The sequence below is a fragment of the Neptunomonas qingdaonensis genome, assembly GCF_900113275.1.
GTDB lineage: Bacteria > Pseudomonadota > Gammaproteobacteria > Pseudomonadales > Balneatricaceae > Neptunomonas > Neptunomonas qingdaonensis.
In genome coordinates this window covers 95,157-108,917 of sequence record NZ_FOOU01000001.1, presented here as the reverse complement: position 1 = coordinate 108,917, position 13,761 = coordinate 95,157, and the positions used below count along the sequence as shown (strand labels likewise).

Below are 13,761 nucleotides of genomic sequence, written 5' to 3'. Positions count from 1 at the left end.
GAAGTGGCTCGTTAAATGAAACGCTTATGGGACATAAAGGTTAACCGATTGGTGCAGATGGGGAGACTCGAACTCCCACGCCCGTGAAGGCACTAGCACCTGAAGCTAGCGTGTCTACCAATTCCACCACATCTGCATCGGTCGTATTTAACCTGTGTACGTTTAAAGAGGGTACACTCTGAGGATTTTTACTTTCAGCACCCGCCCTGAAGAAACAGGACGTGGTGCAGATGGGGAGACTCGAACTCCCACGCCCGTGAAGGCACTAGCACCTGAAGCTAGCGTGTCTACCAATTCCACCACATCTGCTCGAAAGTGGGCGGTATTATATAGACCGAATTTCTGTTTGGGAAGCCGTTTTGCCGTAATTTGGAAAATTCAGCACCGACAACACTTTTAGACCGACAGCCAGACCAGCTTCAACTCTGTAAACACGCTTTAAACGCTTCTGCAAAGTCAGCGAGAAATGCTAAATAAGCCCCTTTTCCAGGCTCTATTTTTTGCCCCAGCGGATCGAGCTCAGCCGTACGAATAGAGGTTCCCGAAGTAATGGTTTTTAATACCGCGGCATTGAACTGCGGCTCACTGAACACACACACTGCTTTACTTTGAATGACGGCCTCACGTAGCTCTATTATGTGCTTTGCGCCTGCCTTGCGGGAAGGATCAACGGTGACTGCATCCAATTGCAACAGATTATAATGCTCAACAAAACCACTGTAAGCATCATGAAAGACGACAAATCCCCGCTGACTCAACGGCGCTAATTCTGTCATTATGCGCTTATCCTGTTGCAACAGCGCCTCAGCAAACTCTGCATAATTTTTGTCGAGTATTTGTTGCTGTTCAGGTGCCGCGTTAACCGCTGCATCACGGATGACTTCGGCTATTTCCAGTGCATGCAGTGGATCGAGCCAGATATGCGGATCTGAATCACCATGATGATGGTCTTCATGCTGCTCTTTGTGTTGCTGACTGCTGGCTAACAGATTATCAGAGGCATCCTGATGTTGTGATTCATGCACATGCGCATGCTCACTATCGGATTCCAATAATTGCACCACCCTTGCATCGGTTAAACGTAATGTTTTTTCCAGAAACCGCTCTAACCCGGGTCCTACCCAGAAGATGAGATCCGCCTGCTTCACTTTGCGCACATCCGAGGGGCGCAAAGAGTATTGATGCGGCGATGCGCCAGCAGGTAATAAGACATCCGGCTTAGTGACGTCTGCCAGAATTTCACTGGCAATCAGCTGTATTGGCGCAATACTGGTCAGTACTTTCAGCTCCGATGCGGCGGCAACAGGAAGAAATACGGTGAATACTAATGACAAAAGGAAACTTTGTGGACGCATGCTCTTCTTCCAGTCTAATTTGATGTTACAATATAACAAAACTAAGACTTATTGCCCATAATTTATAACCTATGACTCATTATCTATGAGCGATGACCTATGAACAATGCCGAAGTCGCTTTTCTACCCGAGCACGATCATAGTCGCTGCATTACTCAGGCGTTACAGGATGCGGCTGAGCTTTGCCGTGGCCGACAACAACGCCTGACGCCCGTGCGTGAGCTGGTACTAAAGCTCATTTGGCAAAGCCATAAACCGCTCGGTGCTTATGATATTTTACCGGCGCTGGCAGAGGCCGGTTTTAATTCGGCTCCGCCTACGGTTTACCGGGCATTAGACTTTCTTCAGGAGCAAGGGCTGGTTCACCGCATTGCCTCGCTTAACGCGTTTATCGGCTGCAGCCATCCTGAACATCATTGCAATAACAGCTTTCTGATCTGCACCCGCTGCCACAGTGCGGTTGAGCTGGAATCCGAGGCCGTGTCTAAAGCAATTAAAGCATCGGCAAATGCCGTAGGTTTTAGCGTGCTAAGCGAAATGCTGGAAGTCGCCGGCATCTGCCCGAACTGCCAACAAGAAGACAATACCCTATGAGCCATCCCGTAGACTTAGTCAGGCTCGACCAGATTAATGTCCAGTTTGGACACAACCATGTGCTGCAAGACGTCAACCTGACACTGCATAAAGATTGTATTACCACGTTGATCGGCCCCAATGGCGCCGGTAAAACCACCCTGGTACGCATAGTTCTTGGCTTGATCAGGCCCACGCGTGGCAACGTCTGGTTACAACCGAACCTACGTGTCGGTTATATGCCGCAAAAATTGCATATTGATCGCACCTTTCCGCTCACGGTAAAGCGATTTTTACAAACCACACGCGTCAAAGATGCATCACAGATGCAAACAGCACTGGACGATGTCCGTGCCGGACACCTGATGAACCACTCAATCCATGATCTTTCCGGCGGCGAAACACAACGAGTAATGCTGGCGCGGGCACTGCTGCGTGAACCCGAATTATTAGTCCTGGATGAGCCCGTGCAAGGTGTTGATATTAATGGCCAGGTAGAACTCTATGACTTGATAGCCCGCATCCGCAAACAACGTCGCTGTGGCGTACTGATGATCTCTCATGATCTGCATCTGGTGATGTCATCAACCGATCATGTGGTCTGCCTTAATCATCACATTTGCTGCTCGGGGCATCCTGAACATGTCAGTAACGACCCGTCTTTTATCGAGCTGTTCGGCAAACAGGGCGCAGCCAGCATGGCGCTGTATAACCATCGCCATAACCACAATCATGACACGCATGGCGATGTCATTGCTGACCATCCGCATCCCGAAGAAGCACAAAGAGCATTACACAAAGAAGCGCATAATAAAGAGTGTAACCACTAAATGACTTACGATTTTCTTATTTATGCCATTATCGGCGGACTGGGTGTAGCGGCAGTCGCAGGCCCTCTGGGCGCATTTGTGGTGTGGCGACGCATGGCCTATTTTGGCGATAGTCTGGCGCATTCGGCGCTCCTGGGCGTGGCACTGGGTATCTTGCTGGACCTCAACCTGAATCTGGCGGTGATCGTCTGCTGCGTATTATTAGCACTCCTGCTGGTTGCGTTACAAAAGCAACGCCTTATCGCCACCGACACCCTGCTGGGCATCATGGCACATAGCACCCTTTCTTTAGGTTTAGTCGCCATCTCCTTTGTCGACGATGTCCGGCTTGACCTTATGGATTACCTTTTTGGCGATCTGCTCGCCATCGCCCCGGCCGATCTGGTATGGATTCTTGCCGGCGGCGCAGCGGTTTTAATCACCATACGTATATTCTGGGAGCCATTACTCGCTATCACCATCAACGAAGAACTGGCACAGGTCGAAGGGATCAATGTCAGCCGCACCCGTCTCATTTTAATGGTGCTTATCGCCATTGTGATTGCCGTGGCGATGAAAATCGTCGGTATTCTGTTGATTACCTCGCTGCTGGTTATACCTGCCGCTGCCGCGCGTCGCCTGTCAACAACACCGGAGCAGATGGCCATTTACGCCTCGCTTCTGGGCTGCTTTGCTGTTTTATTAGGTATTTGGGGCTCATGGACATGGGATACTCCCGCCGGCCCCTCCGTGGTGGTTGCGGCGCTGTTTGAGTTCATGGTTATTTATCTACTACCATCCCGACAGACATCCAACGCCTGATGTCCAGGGCCGCTCACATCAATTGGACTGCTTTGCGCCCCTCCAAACGCGACCATAAAGAAGTCTGGTCGCTGGCATGGCCGATGATTCTTTCCAATATCACCGTCCCCTTGGTCGGCCTGGTCGATACGGCTGTTATCGGCCACCTGCCGGACGGCAAGCACCTCGCCGCTGTTGCTATCGGCAGCATGATCTTCTCAGTGGTTTACTGGGCCTTCGGATTTCTACGCATGGGCACCACCGGCCTGACGGCACAGGCTGTCGGCGCAAATGACGCCACCGCCAATCGCACCCTGCTGGCACAATCACTGGTGATGGCCTCGGGTATTGGCCTGTGTATTATTCTGCTGCAAGGGCCCATCATAGAGCTGGCACTGCAGTGGATAGCCGCCGAGCCATTAGTCACCGAAGAAGCTCGCCAATACGCGTCGATTCGCGTCTATGGTGCGCCCGCGGTGCTGTGTAATTTTGCATTACTCGGCTGGTTTCTCGGCAATCAGAACAGCAAAATCCCGCTCCTTTTGCTGACGGTCACTAATCTGCTGAATATGATCCTGGATATTATTGCCGTTTACGGGCTGGGGATGCATGCCGATGGTGTCGCACTGGCGACGGTATTGGCAGAATATGGCAGCTTGTTGCTCGGCTTGTACCTCTGTCGGCGCCTCTTAAGACCGATGGGCGGACAACTGCTGGCCGCATCACTCACCCGGATCAAACACTATACCGCTTTGTTTCAGGTCAACCGATATCTGTTTATCCGCACCCTTGCCCTACTCTTTTCGATGGCATTTTTTACCGCACAGGGGGCACGCCAGGGCACTGATATTCTGTCTGCGAATGCGGTATTACTCAACTTTATACTGCTGATCTCGAATGGTCTGGATGGCTTTGCCCACGCAACAGAAGCCTTAATCGGTAAACGCACCGGCCGCCAGGATATGGCTGGCTTTTATCGCACGGTCACGACTGCTGCCATCTGGTCAGTGATAACCGCCCTACTCTTTACACTGTTTTTCTGGGTCGCCGGTGGCTGGGTTATTCAGCTGCTAACCTCCATTAAAGAGGTACAGCAGCAAGCCATGATTTACCTGCCCTGGTTAATCATCTTACCCCTGATTGGCGTGTGGAGCTTTTTACTGGATGGGATTTTTATCGGGACTACGCAGGTAAAAGCGATGCAGAACACCATGCTACTCTCGGTGTTCGGTGTATTTATTCCTCTGTGGTGGTTACTCCTGCCCCTGGGTAATCATGGCCTCTGGATCGCCTATCTGAGCTTGTTTCTCGCCCGCGGTATCAGTGGTGGCTGGGTTTTCTGGCAATTGAGCCGTAAACAGCAGTGGTCAATCATACGAAAAACCGCTGCCTGAACGCGCTGAGTTTTTGCTTTCATAAAGCGCTATTAAGCCAAAGAAAATGTGGCACCCGCCTCCCGACAGGCCTGATATCGGCAACAACTCACTTCATGATCATTCACCATGCCCACCGCCTGCATATAGGCGTACATGATGGTGGGACCAACAAAGCGCATCCCCTCTTTTTTCAATGCTTTAGAGAGCTGTTTGGATATCTCTGTTTCAGCGGGTACTTCGCTGTGATCGTTCCTGCTGTTTTGAATCGGCCGGTTATCCACAAAGCTCCACAGATAACGGGCAAAACTTCCATGCGCCTGCTGTAAGCGCAGAAACTCACGCGCATTCGAGACAGATGACGCTACTTTAAGTTTATTTCGGATAATAGCAGGATCTGCCAGCATTTTTTGCTGCTCGGCATCGCCAAATGCAGCGACAACCAAAGGATCAAAATCATGATAGGTGCGGCGGTAGCCCTCGCGTTTTTCGAGAACCGTCCGCCAGCTCAGGCCTGCTTGCGCGCCTTCTAAAATCAAGAATTCAAAGAGTGTCTGATCATCTGTTTTCGGAACCCCCCACTCCTCATCATGATAAACAGCCTCTAGTTCGGTAACTCCTGTCGCCCAAAAGCAGCGCTGACACATTACCCTCTCCCTTTACACGTTTGATTAAATAAGCAGTGAGTCATGCCTAGTGCTTTTTACTCGGTTTCGGGTTTGCCATAATTTGAATAACTTGTGTATCAGGCGTATCTTCTTTTTGCTGATTCACCCGAGTTACCAGCTCAGCCTCATCCTCTGGCGAACCGTCCAGGTTTTGTCCATCGACATAATCACACTTAATACATTCACGATATTCACGAATCTCATTACGATAAACGCGAATCGTGTCCATTTCGCCACAACGAGGGCATACAGCCCCCGCCACAAAGCGTTTGATAACCGACATAATAACCTCTCTTTCTCAGGAATCCGGGAACTGAATATTAAACGATACTTTTGCACGCACCGAAGCTTTGTTTTCTGGCCAGGCAAAAACGCACGCAATAAGGGAATTTATGTTTATAAATAACCATTGAGTACGTTTCTAGCACCGCCAGCAGACAAAGGAGCCATCGTGCAAAAGTTTCTAAACATTGATGCCGGAATGTTTTAGCAATGCGTCCACTTTTGGTTCTCGCCCACGAAATGCGACAAACAGTTCCATCGGCTCTTTAGAGCCGCCGTTTTCCAAAACGGTTTTAAGGAAACGCTGGCCTGCCTCCTGATTAAAGACGCCTTGCTCTTCAAACATTGAAAATGCATCGGCGGATAACACTTCAGCCCATTTATAGCTGTAATAACCCGCCGCATAACCGCCACCAAAAATATGACTAAAGCTATGCTGAAAGCGATTGAACTCAGGGGGTGTTATCGCCGCAACCTGCTGGCGAACGCCGTTTAATAACCCTTGAATATCGGTTTTACCCGCTTCAAACTCATGATGCAGTTTTAAATCAAAAATTGAAAACTCTAACTGACGCACCATCATTAATGCAGACTGGAAGTTTTTTGCAGCCAGCATCTTATCCAGTAATTCAACCGGCAGTGTTTCGCCCGTCTGATAGTGCCCTGAGATAATCGCCAGCGCTTCAGGCTCCCAGCACCAGTTCTCCATAAACTGGCTAGGCAGCTCTACTGCATCCCACGCGACACCGCTAATACCACTCACATCCGCATATTCCATCTGCGTCAGCATGTGATGTAAGCCGTGACCAAACTCATGAAACAGCGTGGTTACCTCATTATGCGTCAGCAATGCCGGGTCCTTACCCACCGGCCCGTTAAAGTTGCATACCAGGTAAGCCGTTGGCAGCTGCAAAGCGCCATCTTGCAAACGTCGACGCGTGCGACACACATCCATCCATGCACCACCGCGCTTATTTGCACGGGCAAAAGGGTCCAGATAGAAACGCGCAATGATCTCGTCATTACGCTTAATGACAAACAGACGCGCATCCGCATGCCAGCTATCCATCTCAGCAATTTCTTCAATATCGATATCAAATAAGCGATTGGCAACCTCAAACATTCCCTGCAGAACTTTAGGAAACGGAAAGTAAGGACGCAACATCTCTTGTGATAACGAATAACGTGCTTGTTTGAGTTTCTCAGAATAGTAAGCGACATCCCAGGACTCAACACTCTCTGCAGCAAACTCCTCTTTAGCAAAGGCGCATAACTCTTTATATTCCTGACGTGCGACCTCTACGCTTTTATCTGCCAGATCATACAGGAACTGCAACACTTGCTCGGGTGTGTCGGCCATTTTAGTGGCGAGTGAGTAATCGGCATAACTGTCAAAACCGAGTAATGCCGACATCTCCTGACGCAGGGTCAGAATTTCCGTCATTACTTCTGAATTATCCCACTGGCCAGCGGTGGGTCCCTGATCAGATGCACGTGTCGCATAAGCCTCATACACTTCACGGCGCAAGGCCCTATCATCACAATGCGTAATCACCGGAAAATAGGACGGAAATTCAAGCGATAACAGATAACCCTCTTTGCCCTTGGCTTCAGCCGCTTGCCTGGCCGCCGCCAGCGACATTTCAGGCATACCTTTTAGCATCTCGGGATCAGTAATCAGCTTTTCCCAGCCCTGCGTGGCATCCAACACGTTTTCAGAAAACTTAGTGCTGAGTTCAGATAAGCGCTGGCGAATATCGGCATAACGCTGTTTTTTATCCACAGGCAGATCAATACCGGATAAACGGAAGTCGCGCAGACTATGTTCCAGGACTTTTTTCTGAGCCGTATCTAAACCGGAGGCTTGTTCCGATACCCGTCGATAAGCATTAAACAAGCCTTCATTCTGACCCATCTCCGTCCAATAGGCCGACAGCTTTGGCAGATTTTCGTTATAGGCTTCTCGCAATTCATCGCTGTTCAGTACCATGTTCAGATGTGACACAGGGGACCAGGCCTGATTAAGCGCATCATTAATCGTATCCAGCGGTGCAATCACTTTATCCCACTCAGCGCTGCTGACATCCTCAGTCAGCCTGGCAATCTGCTCACGCCCTTGTTGCAACAGCTGATCAACCGCCGGGGTAATGTCGGACGGTTTAATCTTACTAAACGGGGGTAGCAGGGCGGGTTCCAATAACGGATTGCTCATTGATCTCTCCAAATCAGGCTCTGAACGCTAGGTGAGCGTGCAAAATGCGTAACGGGTGCGGTTGTATGTGCTTATATAAGTGCTCATGTCTGTAAATAGGCAGTACAACAGAAAATAGTGATTAGTATACAATGGGGACTGATGATGGCGATGCAAGCGAGTAATAATTAATGAATATTCGATCTTTTCAGGGAATCACGCCAACGCTTGGCGATAAAGTCTTTGTAGACCCTTCAGCAGTCGTGCTGGGCGATGTAAAAATCGGCGCCGATACCTCTATCTGGCCATTGGTAGTTATTCGTGGCGATATGCACAGAATCCGCATCGGCCACTCATGTAGCATCCAGGATGGTTCTATTCTGCATATCACACACGCTGGCCCTTACAATCCAGACGGTTTCCCGCTGATCATCGGCAATCATGTCACCGTAGGCCATCAGGCGATGCTGCATGGCTGTACTATTGGTGATCGTATTCTGGTAGGGATGGGAGCCATGATTATGGATGGAGCGGTCATTGAATCAGATGTGGTTATTGGCGCCGGTAGTTTAGTCCCACCGGGCAAAACACTCGTCAGCGGTTTTCTGTATGTAGGCAGGCCCGTCAAGCAGGTGAGGGCGTTAACCGAAAAAGAGATGAGCTACTTTACCTACACAGCAGGTAATTATGTAAAACTAAAAGATCAACATCTTCAGGAAGAGTGGGCAGTATAGGCTGGCTTTCACTTTCAAAGACCGGCAAGGCGCTGCCTTCAGACAACAAAAACCGGCTAATCAGCCGGTTTAAAAAACGTGTTGCTCATAATGCTGTGCATCAACAGGCAACACCTTATTGCCTGTTGATGCTGAAGCTTTTATCAATCTATATTAATACTAAGCTTCTTTAGATTGAGCCGGTGCCACTAAACCAAAATTTGCAACAACACCGTCATGCGCGCTGTTCACATCAGCATGAGCACCATTTCCCAATTGCGCCTCGACAGAAGCACCTAAATCAGACAGTGGGCTGCTTACTGCCGTAAAACCTTGCGTTGTCACTGCATGTCCAGTAGCCAGGTTAGCTTCAACAGACTGAGCAGAAAAATCGCTTAAACTACCGGCAAATGCCTGAGAAGCAAAAAGAGCAGAAGAAAGAAGAGCAGTAGTCAGTAAAGTTTTCATGATGGTTCCCTTTAATTTAAACAGTTCAGCGTGTGTCGCTGTTTGATGGGGCTACTTTACAAACCAAACCTGAAACGAAACTGAAATAAAAAAACTATTTTTACTAATATTTTAGTTATATGTATTAATTACAAAATATAGATAACATAGAGAGTAAGGAGGCCTCGTGTGGAGTCAAAAATATTCACTGTTTGCCTGAGCTGTACGCAACATAAAGGGAAGTTAAAAATATGAATATCAAGGATTTTTTAGGTATCGAGTTACCTATTATTCAAGCACCGATGGCTGGAGTGCAGGGCAGCGAGTTAGCCATTGCCGTATCACAAGCAGGGGGGCTAGGTTCTTTGCCTTGCGCCATGCTGACACCTGAGATGATTCAAACAGAATTAACGGCCATCACAGCAACAACCAGCAAACCTTTTAATGTGAATTTCTTTTGCCACACGCCCCCTCAGGCGAATGCAGAACGCGAAGGCATTTGGCGATCAGCACTACAGCCTTATTTTGCAGAATATGCCATCAATGCTGATGATATCCCCGCAGGCCCTGGCCGGGCACCGTTCTCACACGACATCGCTGATGCAATTGAAGCATTTCGCCCGCCCATCGTGAGTTTCCATTTTGGCCTGCCTGCTCCTGATTTATTAGCACGCATAAAAGGGTGGGGCGCAAAGGTACTATCATCCGCAACGACCGTTGAAGAAGCAGTATGGCTTGAAGCGCATGGCGCAGATGCCATTATCGCCCAAGGACTGGAAGCAGGAGGCCATAGAGGGATCTTTTTATCAGAGGATTTAACCACGCAGGTCGGTACTTTTTCATTACTGCCGCAAATTGCTCAGACCGTTAATATTCCCGTAATAGCGGCTGGCGGTATAGCCGACGCTAAAGGCGTTGCCGCAGCGCTTTCGCTGGGTGCTATTGCCGCACAAATCGGTACGGCTTATTTACTTTGCCCGGAAACTAAAACAAGCCAGGTTCACCGCGCCGCACTGAAAAGCGCCTCAGCACAGCACACTGCACTGACTAACTTATTTTCCGGAAGACCCGCTCGCAGCATCGTCAACCGTGTTATTCGGGAAATTGGCCCTATGAGTAATAGCACGCCTGAGTTTCCGTTGGCCACAACCGCCATTACGGCTCTGCGTTCAAAAGCGGAAGCCAATAACTGCGCTGATTTTTCACCTCTCTGGTGTGGACAAAATGCGACCGGGTGCAAAGAGATTTCAGCTACAGATTTAACAAGAGCACTTTCGCCTGTAATGTTAGAAGGTTAAGACTTTCCTGCAGACAAAAAGAAGCCGCTGAAGCGTCCATGAAACATGAGAAAGTCAGCGGCTAAAGGTCTATCTACTTCATGATGAGAGAGCAAAAGTGTTACGGGGCTGCTTACGCCTAAAACGACAAGTTCTGGTAGCTAAAACGATGAGAGTTGTTGTTTAATTAAGGGAGGCAAAGCCTCCCGTGCGAATGATTAAAGCTGTGCCTCTGTTGATTTAGCTGGCACTTCTAAACCTGTCAACGCAAGCGTATTGCTATTTGCATGACCAGAAGCACTGGCAATGGTGTGATGGGCATCAGCAAAATGCGCTTGAGCCGAAACACCCAGATCAGAAAGTGGGCTACCAACGGGTGCAAATCCCTGAGCGCTGGCTACTTGGCCAACTGCCAGGTTAGCCTCAACAGACGGTGCAGAAAAATCACTTAAACCACCGGCAAATGCCTGTGAAGCCAAAAGAGCTGAAGAAAGAAGAGCAGTAGTCAGTAAAGTTTTCATGGTCGTTTCCTTAAATTCGTCAGCGTGTATCGCTGTTTGATGGCGCTACTTTAAAACCCGTAGCTGAAACAAAACTGAAATAAGAAAACTTTTTTTTAAAAGTTTTTAGTTATAACCTTTAATCACTTTACGGCTTAACCAAATGCTCGTATTTTTTATCCGTCAGTGTTTTAAGAAATGCCACCAGCGCATCGATACGCTTATCATCCAGCGCAGGGCCAGTTTCCAGTTCTTTACGAGAGAGTGTCTCTGGTATTTCTGGTTCACGCCATTGATCACCCGTTTCAGGATTAATCTGACGTTTTACACTACGGCTGTTGTACTTGTTATAAAACAAAATCACTGTTCGTAAGTCCTTAAAAATACCGTTATGCATATAGGGGGCAGTCACGGCAACATTGCGCAGTGTGGGGGTTTTAAATTTACCACGCTGGACTACGTCCTCTACATCAGGGTGGTTCAGCAAACCCTGATCAAGCTGTGTAACCTCATTGATCACACGTAATGCAGTGTTAGCTGGCACGCCAATGTTATGAAATTCGTAATTACTAAAGGTTTCTTCCTGTTGCTCAGGCAATGTACGCAGTTGGTGGCACAGATTACAGTTAGTGAATTGCTGGGAGAAGAACAGGGTGCGTCCTAAATCTTCCTCGGGTGTTAATTGATACTCGCCACGTAAATAACGGTCATATTTGGCATCAAATGGTGAGAAAAAATCGGTTCGTTCAAACGTAGCAATTGCATCCGTCATGGCAGCATAAGCGTCATCGGCGTGCCGAAAAATGGCCTCGCCATAGATGCCTTTAAAAGCCGCCTGGTAGTGACTGTTTTCTTGTAAGCGAGCAATGACACTGGTTTTATCCGGCATAGCCATTTCACCAGGATTGAGTGGTGGTCCTGCTGCTTGCTCTGCTAACGTGTTAGCGCGTCCATCCCAAAACTGTCCGCCTTTATAAACACCTTCTTTGGTTTGATGAAAAACAGGCGAAAACCCGGCATAACTGGCTGTGGGTGCATTTCTATCACCTAACGATTGCCCATCATCCCCTCGTGAGGCTGCTGATGCAGCTCCCGTTCCGCGATGATCCGAGAACCCCTTATCAGGAGCATGGCAGCTCGCGCATGACTCGGTTCTATTTTGTGACAAATTAACATCAAAAAATAACTGCCGGCCGAGTGATTCTTTTCGGTTTTCGATAAGCGCTGCATCCAGAGAACCCTGTGATGCTTGTACTTGGCGAGGCTCAGCATTGACGTTGCCGATAGCGACTACCACTATTCCTGGAAGTATTCCTAAAAGTACTCTTAGACGTACACCTACAACTACTACCAGACGCATCATCGAACCAGAAAGAAACACCGCCGCCATCTTCAATATAACGCTCTCCGACAGAATAAAAAATATCAACAAACACTATTTGTAATGATAACGCTTATCATTTATATTCACATCAAAATATTCTAAGCTCAGGATAAATTAATGAAAGTATTTACAAAATTAGCACTCACTATTGCACTCAGTGCAACCAATACTCTTGTATTAGCGAATAGTGCTGCCTCTGTTGTAGGCACTTATGGTGATATTGCTGAAGCCGCTTATGCCGACTCTTTATCCACAGCTAAAATACTCAAAGCGTCTATTGATGACCTGTTAACCTCGCCGACACAAGCAAACCTGGATGCCGCACAACAAGCGTGGATCAATGCTCGTGTTCCTTACCAGCAAACAGAAGCATTCCGTTTTGGTAACGTGATAGTTGATGAATGGGAAGGCAGGGTAAATGCCTGGCCTTTGGATGAAGGGCTTATCGATTATGTGAACAGTGGAAGTTACGGCACTGAATCCGATGAAAACCTCCTGTATAGGGCCAACGTGATTGCCAACCCAGTATTGAAACTTGGCAATAAAACAATTGATGCGACCCACATCACCCCGCAACTTCTTGCTGAAACATTACATGAAGTCGATGAGATTGATACGAATGTTGCGACAGGCTATCACGCCATCGAATTTTTACTCTGGGGACAGGACCTGAATGGCACAGAGAAAGGCGCCGGGGCTCGCCCAGCAACTGATTATAGTTTAACGGATTGTACTGGCGGTAATTGTGAGCGCCGTCGCGACTACCTGAGTGCTGTCACGACATTGTTGATCACTGACCTGGAAGAGATGGCCAATAACTGGAAAGAGGGTGGAGCAGCACGCAAAGACCTGGCAGCCAAAAGCGATAGTGAAGCGTTAAGAACCATCCTTAGCGGCATGGGTAGCCTCTCTTATGGAGAACTGGCTGGCGAGCGTATTAAACTTGGTTTAATGCTACACGACCCTGAAGAAGAGCATGATTGCTTCTCAGACAACACTCACAGTTCGCACTATTTCGATGCAAAAGGCATAAAGAATGTTTATCTGGGCGAATACACCCGTGTTGATGGCAGTTTAGTTAAAGGGCCGGGGTTATCAGATTTGGTCAGGGCTAAAGCAGCGGACGTTGATCAACAGTTGCGCAGCGAGTTGAATTCCACCGAAGCAGCCATGCAAGGCATGGTAGATCAGGCAAGTTTGGGTAATACTTTTGATGTACTGATTGCCAGCGGCAATACAGAAGGCAACGCGGTAGTACAGAAAGTAGTCGATACATTAACCGCTCAGACGCGCTCAATCGAGAAAGCGATGAATGCATTGGAACTGGGCAGCGTAACGTTGGAAGGTTCTGATAGCCTCGATAACCCAAGCACCGTTCAGTAATGCAG

General features: G+C 48.5%; 14 protein-coding genes and 2 tRNA genes. 7 read left to right on the top strand and 9 right to left on the bottom strand.

The window, feature by feature from the left end; all coding sequences use genetic code 11:
• Positions 1-49: 49 nt before the first annotated feature.
• From BM099_RS00470 to znuA, 3 genes are all read right to left on the bottom strand, one after another.
• Positions 50-136: transfer RNA gene (locus BM099_RS00470), tRNA-Leu, on the bottom strand.
• Between the two features lie 86 nt (positions 137-222).
• Positions 223-309, bottom strand: a tRNA-Leu gene (locus BM099_RS00465).
• Positions 310-419: 110 nt separating this feature from the next.
• Complete coding sequence (znuA, locus tag BM099_RS00460; protein WP_090723027.1) at positions 420-1,355, bottom strand: zinc ABC transporter substrate-binding protein ZnuA; 936 nt, start codon at positions 1,353-1,355, stop codon at positions 420-422.
• Positions 1,356-1,454: 99 nt separating this feature from the next.
• Here znuA and BM099_RS00455 point away from each other — a divergent pair, with 99 nt between their 5' ends.
• Genes BM099_RS00455 through BM099_RS00440 form a run of 4 tightly spaced genes read left to right on the top strand, consistent with a single transcriptional unit; the run spans position 1,455 to position 4,932 of the window.
• The gene (locus BM099_RS00455) at positions 1,455-1,949 is read left to right on the top strand and encodes a Fur family transcriptional regulator (RefSeq protein ID WP_090723025.1); all 495 of its coding nucleotides are present in this window, start codon (positions 1,455-1,457) and stop codon (positions 1,947-1,949) included.
• Complete coding sequence (znuC, locus tag BM099_RS00450) at positions 1,946-2,758, top strand: zinc ABC transporter ATP-binding protein ZnuC (protein WP_090723022.1); 813 nt, start codon at positions 1,946-1,948, stop codon at positions 2,756-2,758. The genes BM099_RS00455 and znuC overlap by 4 nt, the downstream gene beginning before the upstream one ends.
• Complete coding sequence (gene znuB, locus BM099_RS00445) at positions 2,759-3,559, top strand: zinc ABC transporter permease subunit ZnuB (protein WP_090723019.1); 801 nt, start codon at positions 2,759-2,761, stop codon at positions 3,557-3,559.
• The gene (locus BM099_RS00440; RefSeq protein WP_090723018.1) at positions 3,559-4,932 is read left to right on the top strand and encodes an MATE family efflux transporter; all 1,374 of its coding nucleotides are present in this window, start codon (positions 3,559-3,561) and stop codon (positions 4,930-4,932) included. The genes znuB and BM099_RS00440 overlap by 1 nt, the downstream gene beginning before the upstream one ends.
• Before the next feature lie 32 nt (positions 4,933-4,964).
• On the opposite strand, the gene BM099_RS00435 is transcribed toward BM099_RS00440, so the two are convergent.
• The 3 genes from BM099_RS00435 to prlC all read right to left on the bottom strand — a co-directional run bounded on the left by BM099_RS00435 (position 4,965) and on the right by prlC (position 8,073).
• A complete protein-coding gene (locus BM099_RS00435) occupies positions 4,965-5,558 on the bottom strand; it encodes a DNA-3-methyladenine glycosylase I (protein ID WP_090723016.1) in 594 nt (197 codons plus the stop codon).
• Between the two features lie 46 nt (positions 5,559-5,604).
• On the bottom strand, positions 5,605-5,862 hold the full coding sequence (locus BM099_RS00430; RefSeq protein WP_090723013.1) for a YheV family putative zinc ribbon protein: 258 nt from the start codon (positions 5,860-5,862) through the stop codon (positions 5,605-5,607).
• Between the two features lie 180 nt (positions 5,863-6,042).
• Entirely contained in the window at positions 6,043-8,073 is a 2,031-nt protein-coding gene (prlC, locus tag BM099_RS00425; RefSeq protein ID WP_090723010.1) for an oligopeptidase A, read from the bottom strand.
• A gap of 170 nt (positions 8,074-8,243) precedes the next feature.
• Between prlC and BM099_RS00420 the strand changes: the two genes are divergently transcribed.
• Positions 8,244-8,786: a gamma carbonic anhydrase family protein gene (locus BM099_RS00420; RefSeq protein WP_090723008.1), complete on the top strand. Its 543-nt coding sequence runs from the start codon at positions 8,244-8,246 to the stop codon at positions 8,784-8,786.
• Positions 8,787-8,945: 159 nt separating this feature from the next.
• Here the strand turns inward: BM099_RS00420 and BM099_RS00410 are convergent, their stop codons facing one another.
• The gene (locus tag BM099_RS00410; protein WP_090723003.1) at positions 8,946-9,233 is read right to left on the bottom strand and encodes a hypothetical protein; all 288 of its coding nucleotides are present in this window, start codon (positions 9,231-9,233) and stop codon (positions 8,946-8,948) included.
• Between the two features lie 230 nt (positions 9,234-9,463).
• On the opposite strand from BM099_RS00410, the gene BM099_RS00405 reads away from it, so the two are divergent.
• Positions 9,464-10,510, top strand: a complete 1,047-nt coding sequence (locus tag BM099_RS00405) for an NAD(P)H-dependent flavin oxidoreductase (protein WP_090723000.1) — start codon at positions 9,464-9,466, stop codon at positions 10,508-10,510.
• 197 nt (positions 10,511-10,707) lie between these two features.
• Here BM099_RS00405 and BM099_RS00400 read toward each other — a convergent pair whose 3' ends face one another.
• Together BM099_RS00400 and BM099_RS00395 are read right to left on the bottom strand one after the other, a co-directional pair.
• On the bottom strand, positions 10,708-11,010 hold the full coding sequence (locus BM099_RS00400; protein WP_090722998.1) for a hypothetical protein: 303 nt from the start codon (positions 11,008-11,010) through the stop codon (positions 10,708-10,710).
• 127 nt (positions 11,011-11,137) lie between these two features.
• A complete protein-coding gene (locus tag BM099_RS00395; protein WP_232348933.1) occupies positions 11,138-12,379 on the bottom strand; it encodes a cytochrome-c peroxidase in 1,242 nt (413 codons plus the stop codon).
• Between the two features lie 111 nt (positions 12,380-12,490).
• Between BM099_RS00395 and BM099_RS00390 the strand changes: the two genes are divergently transcribed.
• Positions 12,491-13,756, top strand: a complete 1,266-nt coding sequence (locus BM099_RS00390; protein WP_090722995.1) for an imelysin family protein — start codon at positions 12,491-12,493, stop codon at positions 13,754-13,756.
• The last annotated feature ends 5 nt before the right edge of the window (positions 13,757-13,761 follow it).

Coding starts and splice junctions, on each gene's coding strand:
- BM099_RS00435 (WP_090723016.1), bottom strand. CDS start 5,558: ATGTGTCAGCGCTGCTTTTGGGCGACAGGAGTTACCGAACTAGAGGCT.
- BM099_RS00405 (WP_090723000.1), top strand. CDS start 9,464: ATGAATATCAAGGATTTTTTAGGTATCGAGTTACCTATTATTCAAGCA.
- BM099_RS00455 (WP_090723025.1), top strand. CDS start 1,455: ATGAACAATGCCGAAGTCGCTTTTCTACCCGAGCACGATCATAGTCGC.
- BM099_RS00400 (WP_090722998.1), bottom strand. CDS start 11,010: ATGAAAACTTTACTGACTACTGCTCTTCTTTCTTCAGCTCTTTTGGCT.
- BM099_RS00410 (WP_090723003.1), bottom strand. CDS start 9,233: ATGAAAACTTTACTGACTACTGCTCTTCTTTCTTCTGCTCTTTTTGCT.
- BM099_RS00395 (WP_232348933.1), bottom strand. CDS start 12,379: ATGGCGGCGGTGTTTCTTTCTGGTTCGATGATGCGTCTGGTAGTAGTT.
- BM099_RS00420 (WP_090723008.1), top strand. CDS start 8,244: ATGAATATTCGATCTTTTCAGGGAATCACGCCAACGCTTGGCGATAAA.
- BM099_RS00390 (WP_090722995.1), top strand. CDS start 12,491: ATGAAAGTATTTACAAAATTAGCACTCACTATTGCACTCAGTGCAACC.
- prlC (WP_090723010.1), bottom strand. CDS start 8,073: ATGAGCAATCCGTTATTGGAACCCGCCCTGCTACCCCCGTTTAGTAAG.
- znuA (WP_090723027.1), bottom strand. CDS start 1,355: ATGCGTCCACAAAGTTTCCTTTTGTCATTAGTATTCACCGTATTTCTT.
- znuB (WP_090723019.1), top strand. CDS start 2,759: ATGACTTACGATTTTCTTATTTATGCCATTATCGGCGGACTGGGTGTA.
- BM099_RS00430 (WP_090723013.1), bottom strand. CDS start 5,862: ATGTCGGTTATCAAACGCTTTGTGGCGGGGGCTGTATGCCCTCGTTGT.
- BM099_RS00440 (WP_090723018.1), top strand. CDS start 3,559: ATGTCCAGGGCCGCTCACATCAATTGGACTGCTTTGCGCCCCTCCAAA.
- znuC (WP_090723022.1), top strand. CDS start 1,946: ATGAGCCATCCCGTAGACTTAGTCAGGCTCGACCAGATTAATGTCCAG.